At 61.1% G+C, this 8,162-nt stretch carries 10 protein-coding genes and 1 tRNA gene; 1 reads left to right on the forward strand and 10 read right to left on the reverse strand.

The genetic code is table 11. The annotated features are described in order from the left end of the window. Positions 1-91: 91 nt before the first annotated feature. The 4 genes from rplI to QVP03_RS00595 all read right to left on the reverse strand — a co-directional run bounded on the left by rplI (position 92) and on the right by QVP03_RS00595 (position 2,101). On the reverse strand, positions 92-532 hold the full coding sequence (rplI, locus tag QVP03_RS00580) for a 50S ribosomal protein L9 (RefSeq protein WP_018694585.1): 441 nt from the start codon (positions 530-532) through the stop codon (positions 92-94). 18 nt (positions 533-550) lie between these two features. Further along, on the reverse strand, positions 551-829 hold the full coding sequence (gene rpsR, locus QVP03_RS00585) for a 30S ribosomal protein S18 (RefSeq protein ID WP_018694586.1): 279 nt from the start codon (positions 827-829) through the stop codon (positions 551-553). A gap of 3 nt (positions 830-832) precedes the next feature. Then, positions 833-1,177 (reverse strand): 30S ribosomal protein S6, encoded by a 345-nt coding sequence (gene rpsF, locus QVP03_RS00590; RefSeq protein WP_018694587.1) that lies wholly within the window; start codon positions 1,175-1,177, stop codon positions 833-835. A gap of 348 nt (positions 1,178-1,525) precedes the next feature. Continuing rightward, entirely contained in the window at positions 1,526-2,101 is a 576-nt protein-coding gene (locus QVP03_RS00595) for an adenylate kinase (RefSeq protein ID WP_022331758.1), read from the reverse strand. Positions 2,102-2,195: 94 nt separating this feature from the next. On the opposite strand from QVP03_RS00595, the gene thiL reads away from it, so the two are divergent. Beyond that, on the forward strand, positions 2,196-3,233 hold the full coding sequence (gene thiL / locus QVP03_RS00600) for a thiamine-phosphate kinase (RefSeq protein WP_022331759.1): 1,038 nt from the start codon (positions 2,196-2,198) through the stop codon (positions 3,231-3,233). Between the two features lie 275 nt (positions 3,234-3,508). Here thiL and rpsT read toward each other — a convergent pair whose 3' ends face one another. From rpsT to QVP03_RS00630, 6 genes are all read right to left on the reverse strand, one after another. After that, complete coding sequence (rpsT, locus tag QVP03_RS00605; RefSeq protein ID WP_018694590.1) at positions 3,509-3,760, reverse strand: 30S ribosomal protein S20; 252 nt, start codon at positions 3,758-3,760, stop codon at positions 3,509-3,511. 188 nt (positions 3,761-3,948) lie between these two features. Next, positions 3,949-4,020, reverse strand: a tRNA-Glu gene (locus QVP03_RS00610). Between the two features lie 100 nt (positions 4,021-4,120). Then, positions 4,121-4,939: an ABC transporter ATP-binding protein gene (locus QVP03_RS00615; protein ID WP_022331760.1), complete on the reverse strand. Its 819-nt coding sequence runs from the start codon at positions 4,937-4,939 to the stop codon at positions 4,121-4,123. Between the two features lies 1 nt (position 4,940). Then, entirely contained in the window at positions 4,941-5,948 is a 1,008-nt protein-coding gene (locus QVP03_RS00620) for an iron ABC transporter permease (RefSeq protein ID WP_022331761.1), read from the reverse strand. Further along, positions 5,949-6,866 (reverse strand): TonB family protein, encoded by a 918-nt coding sequence (locus QVP03_RS00625; RefSeq protein ID WP_022331762.1) that lies wholly within the window; start codon positions 6,864-6,866, stop codon positions 5,949-5,951. Further along, positions 6,866-8,029, reverse strand: a complete 1,164-nt coding sequence (locus QVP03_RS00630; RefSeq protein WP_237957521.1) for an ABC transporter substrate-binding protein — start codon at positions 8,027-8,029, stop codon at positions 6,866-6,868. Before QVP03_RS00630 ends, QVP03_RS00625 begins: the two co-directional genes overlap by 1 nt. Between the last annotated feature and the right edge of the window lie 133 nt (positions 8,030-8,162).

The raw sequence follows: 8,162 nt of genomic DNA on the forward strand, positions 1-8,162 counted from the left end.
TTATGTCCAACTTTTGGGGTGCAGTTCATTTGGCTCTCCTTTTTTATGGTGCGATGAGTTGCAGGGCGGAACCCTTGCAGCCTCCTGCGGATTATTCTGCGGCGGTAACCGAGAATTTGATGACGGCCTTGACCTCCTTGTGGAGTTTGGCGGTCGCTTCGTACTCGCCGACGGTCTTGATGCCCTCTACGGCGATCAGCTTGCGGTCGAGTTCGATGCCTTTGGCAGCCAGTGCCTCGGCCAGGTCGGTGGCGGTAACCGTACCGAAGAGCTTGCCCTCCTCGGCCTTCACGGCCAGCGTGAGCGGCAGGTTGGCGATGGTCTCGGCGAGTGCCTGTGCGTCGGCAAGGATCTTGGCATCCTTGTGGGCGCGCTGGCGGAGGTTCTCGGCGAGCACCTTCTTGGCGGATGCGGTGGCAGCCTTTGCGTAACCCTGGGGAATCAGGTAGTTGTTCGCATAACCGGGCTTTACGGTCACGATGTCGTTGGCGTAGCCCAGGTTTTCCATATCTTTGATCAGAATAACTTCCATTGTCTCTTCCTCCTTTAATTATTTCATGCAATCGGTTACGAAGGGCAGGATGGCGAGGTGACGCGCACGCTTCACGGCCTGGGCCACCTTCTTCTGGAACTTCTGCGAAGTACCCGTCAGGCGGCGGGGAAGGATCTTACCCTGCTCGTTAAGGAATTTCTTGAGGAACTCCCCGTCCTTGTAATCCACGTATTTGATGCCGAGCTTCTTGAAGCGGCAGTATTTCTTTTTCTTGACGTCAACCGATACCGGGTTGAGGTAACGGATTTCAGACTGTGCCTTGTTCTCCTGTGCCATGGTTTACTCCTCCTGTTTGTTAGAAAGTTTTGCACGACGCTTCTCCGAGTATTCCACGGCGAACTTGTCCTGCTTGAAAGTAAGGAAACGGATGATGCGCTCGTCGCGGCGGTACTGCGTTTCGAGCGTGCCTATGAGCGAGCCTTCGCCCGTGAACTCGACCAGGAAGTAAAAACCGGTGGTCTTCTTCTGAATAGGGTAGGCGAGCTTGCGAAGGCCCCACGACTCCTTGTTCACAATCTGACCGCCGTTCTCGGTGATGACACCCTGGAATTTGTCAGCGACCTCCTGCACCTGTGCATCAGACAGAACCGGCGTGACAATGAAAACGGTTTCGTAATTGTTCATAATACGTATTAAAATTAGTTAATTGCCCCTCAATGGGGTTGCAAATATACGGATTATTTGTAAAATAGCAAAGCCGCGCACCTTTTTTTCGGTTTTATCGCCGTATCTTCGAGCCGGTTCCGTTGCCGGGGCGCCGGACGGAGCAGTCCGGGGTGTACGGACGGCGGTCGCCCGGGCGGCGAAAGTGCCGGTGCGTGCCTGCCGCCGGAGGCCGGGGGTATTGCGACAGCCCATACCGCGGGCAGGGGCGGGATGTGGATCCGATACCCCTGCGGCAGGGCGGGAAAGGGGACAAAAATAAAGTCCGGAACAGGATTTGCCCGGACTTCGGCGGTCGGCCGCCGGTGCCTATTGCAACTGGTCGATCACGTCGGTGATGCGCGAGAAGACCTCTTCCATCGAACCCGTGCCGTTGACCGAGGCGTATTTGCCCTGGGCGGCATAGTAGTCCGAGACGACGGCGGTCTGCTGGCGGTAGACGTCGAGGCGGCCGCGGATCACCTCCTCGGAGGCGTCGTCGGCGCGTCCCGAATCCTTGCCGCGGAGCAGGATGCGCTGGACGAGTTCCTCTTCGGGGACGTGGATGTCGACCATGATGTCGACCTTGAGCCCGTGCCGGGCAAGGAGCTTGTCGAACTCCTCGGCCTGTACCGTGGTGCGGGGGAAGCCGTCGAAGATGCAGCCCTTGACGTGCTTGTGCTCTGAGACATAGTTGGCGACCATGCCGATGACGATTTCGTCGGGGGCCAGTTTACCTGCCTTGATGTAGGATTCCATGCTGCGTCCGAGTTCCGTGCCGCGGCGGATCTCGTCGCGGATAACCTCGCCCGTCGAGACATGCTCGATGCCGTAGTGTGCTTTGAGCCGTTGTGCCTGCGTGCCTTTGCCGCAGCCCGGCGCACCGAATAAGACGATGTTTATCATATGTAGAAGCCGAATTTGGGATTTACCGGACAAAAATACGCTAAATTTTTGGGAAAGAGTAAAGAATCCGTAATTTTGTAAAAAAATTTATAATATGGAAAAGAAACGACGCACCGAAATAGCCGAGCTGGGTGAATTCGGCCTGATAGACCTGTTGACCAAAGGGTTTGACCCGGCGGACGCTTCGACGCTCCGCGCCGCGGGCGACGATGCGGCGGTCGTCATGCCGCCGTCCGGCGAGGCGGTGCTCTGTTCGACGGACGCACTGCTGGAGGGCATAGACTTCGACCTGACCTATTTCCCCCTCCGGCACCTGGGATACAAGGCCGTGACGGTGGCCGCAAGCGATATCCTGGCGATGAACGCACTGCCCTCGCAACTGATGGTGTCGCTCGGTGTGTCGTCCAAGCTGTCGGTGGAGGCGTTGCAGGAGCTGTACGAGGGAATTGCCTTCGCATGCAGGGAGCAGGGGATCGACCTCGTGGGGGGCGATACGAAGGCTTCGATGACCGGACTGGTGCTGGGCCTCACGGCGCTGGGACATGCCCCGAAGGAGAAGGTCGTGTCGCGCGGCGGCGCACAGCAGAACGACCTGATCTGTATTTCGGGCAACCTCGGTGCGGCGTACATGGGGCTGCGGCTGCTGGAGCGTGAGAAGCGGGTGCTTGCCGACGTGAAAGACCCCGAACCGAAGTTCGCAGGGTACGAATACCTGCTGGAGAAGTATCTCAAGCCGCGTCTGCGAAAGGACATCGTGGAGGCATTGGCCGAGGAGGGCATCGTACCGACGTCGATGATCGACCTTTCGGACGGGCTTTCCAGCGACCTGATGCAGATTTGCAAGGCGTCGAAATGCGGGGCCCGCATATACCTCGACCGGATTCCTATCGCAAGGCAGACCTATGCCTTGGCGGAGGAACTGAATGCCGACCCGGTCGTGGCGGCGCTCAACGGCGGTGAAGACCACGAATTGCTGTTCACGGTGCCGCTGGCCTTGCAGGAGCAGGTGATGCGCATGGGGTGCGTCGATGTCATCGGCCACATAACGCCCGAGTCGACGGGGGTATACCTGGTGACGCCCGATGGTGCGGATATCCGCCTCAAGGCCCAAGGGTTTCCCGAAAAGGAGTGATTCCGGGGACGGATCCGGGTTTTCCGGGAAGGAGTGAGGCTGCCGGAGGATCAGGGGATCCCCGGGAAGGGTAGTGCCGCGCAGGGATGCCCCGGCGGAGAAAAACGGAAGCCGTCCGCAGCGATGCGGACGGCTTTGTCGTACAGGCGGTATGCCGGAGCGTATGTGTGCGCTGTACTTGGGCTGGCGGGACGGTGGCTGATACCGTTGTTTTGCGCAGGGGAATAAAAAAAGCTGCCACAGGGGCAGCTTCTGGCTTTGCATCCGGCCGGGGTTTAGAGTGCGTTCACGTGCAACTGGAGGGCGCTCTTCAGGTTTGCGGCCTTGTTCTTGTGCACGATATTGTGCTTGGCGAGCTTGTCCAGCATGGTGGTTACCTTGGGAAGCAGGGCTTCGGCGGCACTCTTCTCCGAGGTGTTGCGCAGTGCTTTTACGGCATTACGTGCTGTCTTGTGGTACAGACGGTTGTGGGCACGCTTGGCCGCGGTCTGGCGAATGCGTTTTTTCGATGACTTATGGTTTGCCATAATTCTGTGTTTTTTATTTTTTACTTTTTCAGTTGCTAAATCGGTTCCAGCCGTGGCTGTGTGCGGATAGGCCTGAAGCCCGCTCCTTGAAAAGTATTCACCCGTAGAGGTCTGCCGTTTTTGCGGTTCCGGTTGCCGGTCGGGAGCCCCCCCCCGGTTCCGTGCCGCTCCGCAGCCCTCCTCGTTCGTAGCCCATAGGAGAGTCGAACTCCTCTTTCAAGAATGAAAATCTTGCGTCCTAACCGATAGACGAATGGGCCAATACCACTATCGCATACCCCCGAAAGGGTGGCTTTAGCGGTGCAAAGGTAAATAAAAAAGTGAGTTTAACAAAAAATTGGCGGAAAAATATTGGATATTCTACTTTTTTGCGAGCCGGATGGTCAGCGTCGCAGGGTCGAACGAGATGCCTGCGCCGGCGAAAAGCCGTTCGATATGGCCGCTCGCCGCCATGTCGGCCGCCGACATGCAGTGCAGTGTGGGGGTGTCGATGAGCGCTGTGGCGTCGCAGAGCCCGAGCGCCACGTCGAGGTCGTGCGTCGAGAAGAAGATGCATTTGCCCTCTTCGTGTGCCAGGCGGCGCAGCAGCGACGCCAGTTCGTAGCGGTTCGGAAGGTCGAGGAAGGCCGTGGGCTCGTCGAGCAGGATCACGGGGGTGTCCTGCGCCAGAGCGCGTGCGATCAGGATGCGCTGGCATTCGCCGTCGGACATGCGATCCATGGTCTTGCGGGCGAACGACGACATGCCCACCAGCGAGAGCGAGCGTGACACGATGTCGCGGTCGGCCTGCTGCATGCGCCCGATCCAGTTGGTGTAGGGCGCGCGGCCCAGGGCGACGACATCCTCGCAGGCTAAGTTGGCGATGCGTATCTTGTCGGTGGTGACGAAGCTGACGGTGGAGGCGCGTTGCAGCGCGGTGAGTGCGGCGAGGGGCTTGCCGCAGAGCCGGATCTCGCCGGTGGCCGTGCCCAGCCCGGCGATCGCCCGCAGCAGGGTGCTTTTGCCCGTCCCGTTGCGGCCTATGAGCGCCGTGATCGACCCTTGCGGGAGCACGGCGTCGGCGTCGCGTAACAGGACGCGGCGGCCGTAGGCGAGGGTGAGGCCGTGCAGCGAGATGCCCGGTGTCCCGGGTGCGGGGCCTGTGTGCAGTCGGGGGGTATGGAGGGTGTCGGCTGCCATCTTAGAAGAGGTTACGGTTGCGGACGACGACGATGATGACCACCGGGATGCCCATCAGGGCCGTGACGGTGTTGATCGGCAGCGCCAGGGTTTTCGAAATGAGGTCGCAGACCAGCAGCAGGGCAGCGCCCGCGAGCATTGATCCCGGCATGAGGATGCGGTGGTCGGCGCTGGCGAAGAGCATGCGTGCCAGGTGCGGGACGGCCAGTCCGATGAAGCCCACGGGGCCGCAGAAGGCGGTGACGGTACCGGCCAGCAGTACGGTGGAGAGGAACAGCAGCGTACGGGTGCGTTGCACGTTGAGCCCCATCGTGCGGGCATAGTTTTCGCCCAGCAGCAGCAGGTTGAGCGGCTTGATGGCGGCGACGCTGAGCACGAGCCCCGCGGCGACGACGGGGAGCATCAGGGCGAGGTTGCCGCCCGTGACGTCGCCCAGCGACCCCATCGTCCAGATGACGAACGATTTGAGCGCCGCCTCGCTCGACAGGTATTGGAGTATCTCGACTATGGAACTGATGCCCGAGCCGAACATCATGCCCAGGATGAGGATGACCATGATGTCCTTGATGCGGCGGCTGACCGCCATCACAACCAGCAGCACGAGTGCCGCGCCGAGCCATGCCGCGCCGGCGATGCCCAGCGACTGTACGAACGAGTGCGCCGAGACGCCCAGCAGCGGGGCTCCGAGCAGGAACAGCGCTACACCCAGCCCGGCGCCCGAGCTGATGCCCAGCACATAGGGCCCGGCCAGCGGGTTGCGGAAAAGGGTCTGCATTTGCAGGCCGCTGGCGGCGAGCGCCGCGCCGGCCAGGAGTGCCGTGACGGCTTTGAGCAGCCGTATCCGCAGGATGATGTCCCGGATGGCGGGGTCGCAGTCGCCGCCCGTGAGCGCCGCCCAGATGTCGGCGGGTGCCACGGAGACCGAGCCGACCAGGAGGTCGGCCGTGAAGAGCGCCACGGTCAGCAGCGCAAGTGCCGTGAAGAGGAATGCGGTTCTGCCGGGGGCCATTTAGCGGTACTGGAATTTGAAGGAGGTTTCGTAACGTACGTCGACGGGGACGCCGTTGGCCGTGCCGGGCGTCCACCTGGGGGATTTCTTCAGGGTCTCGATGGTCTTTTCCCGGCAGACGTCGTTGTGGGCGCGGAGGATCTCGATGTCGCGCAGTTTGCCCTTCTTGTCGACCGTGAAGGCGACCCGCACGGTGCCGGAGGCGGCACGCTGGTATTCGCCGCTCTTGTAGCGGATATTCCGGAAGAACCACGGGTAGAGCCGCGAGGCGTATTCTCCCTGGAAGAGCGGATAGACGATCTGCACGTTGAGTTTATTCCCCTGTGCGTCGACCGCATGGCATTTGATCGGACGAAGGTGCCGGAAGTTGACGGGCAGCAGGTAGCGAATTTCGACCGGCTCGCCGTCGACCAGGCCGGGCGACCAGGCCGGGGCTTCCATGACTATGCTGCGGACTTTGCGCAGCGCCCGGGGATCGCAGGCCGAGACGCTTTCGCAGCCGGTGATGCGCCCGTCCCTGCCGATGGTGACCACGGCGTTGACGACCTCGCTGCGGAGCTGGGCGTACTCGTTGTCCGACACGAAGGGCAGGCGGCTGCACACCCAGCGGACGAAATATTCGAAGTCCTGGTTGTAGAACTGGGGGATTTTCACCCGTGTGCCGAGGCGGTTGCCCAGGGTGTCGATGGCGAAGACTTCATAGCCCTGCCGCACCATGGCGATGCCGTCGTTGAAAGGATAGGCCTTGGTATACCGGCAGGGGATGACCTCGGCGCCGTTGCGGTCGGCGAAGCCGTAGAGCGAACCCTGCTTGATGACAGCGTGGCCGTCCGAGAAGTAGCGGAACCACGGTTCCGCGCCCGAGGCCGCCGTTTGCAGCCAGAGCAGGGCCGAGAGGAGTATTGCGAGCCGCTTCATTATTCGAGCCGTTTATAATAGTAGAGTTCCGCGGTGTCGGCCGCCTGGGGGTTGAAGACGGTGCACAGGTCGCGCAGCACCAGGTCGGGGCGTATGACGCCCGACTCCCAGAAATCGGAGCCTCCGGCAGGGGTCTGGCGGCGGTTGTTGTTGAAGACCTGTCGGTTGCTAACGGCGGGGACGTCCGCGAATTTGGGGTTTTGAGCCGTGAGTTCGGCCAGGGTGTTGCACGGGCCGACGTTGATCCACGTGTCGGCGGACGAAGCCAGCAGGTAGGCCTCCTCAAGGTCGACGGCGACCGAGGTGTCCGAGGCGTTTTTCGTGTAGACGTATTCGCCGCCGGCGTCTTCGATCAGGCGCACCATGAAACTCCGCGACGAGGGCATGAACCAGGTGTCGCGGTAGGGCGTGTTGAGCATCACTTTGGGGCGGGAACCGCCGGCTGCCCCGGCGATTCGGGCCTTGAGCGCGTTGTAGCGTGCGGCGATCCCGCGGAAAGTCTCGGCACCCTTATCGCGGACGTTGCACAGCTCGGCGGCCACCATCAGCCATTCGGCCTTGCCCAGAGGCGATTCTTCCATATAGTCCCCGATATATATATAAGGAATGCCCAGTTCGCGGAGTTTGCCCGTGACGACGGTGTTTTCGCCCGTCACGCCGTAGAGCAGGACGAGGTCGGGCCGCATGGAGGCCAGCAGTTCGAAGTTGAGGTTGGTGTCGTATCCCACGTCGCGCACTTCGCCGCAGTAGCGGTGTTCGTTGACGTAGGTGTTGCTGATGTAGTCGATGCCCGAAACACCGGAGATGCGCCGCACCTCGCCCAGGGCGTCGAACATGGCCACGTGGCTCGAAGACATGCAGACGACGTGCCGCACGGGGGCTTTCACGACCTGGGCGTCGAGGCCCGCCGGGGCTTTGGCCCCCTCGCGCAGGATGAGCAGGTGCTGCTCGACGTTGCCGGCCCCCTGCCAGGGGTTGCGGACGGTGACCAGGGTCGCGGCATCCTTGTCCCGGCCGCGGATGTCGAATCCCGAAGCATACTCGGGCGTGTAGATTTCGACTGTGAAGTCTGCGGCGGAGCGTGTCGCGGAGCCTCCGCAGCCGCTGGCCAGGAGCCCGGTGAGTACCGCTATGAGAAGTGCGAATCGTTTCATTGAGGACAAAATTAGAAAAAAATCTTGCAGAAATGTGACGATTTGTGAAAAATACACTATATTTGCACTCCGAAACGCTACGGGGTGTAGCTCAGCCCGGTTAGAGTACGCGTCTGGGGGGCGCGTGGTCGCAAGTTCGAAT

The sequence above is a fragment of the Alistipes sp. CAG:29 genome (assembly GCF_000435435.1).
Taxonomy (GTDB): domain Bacteria; phylum Bacteroidota; class Bacteroidia; order Bacteroidales; family Rikenellaceae; genus Alistipes; species Alistipes onderdonkii.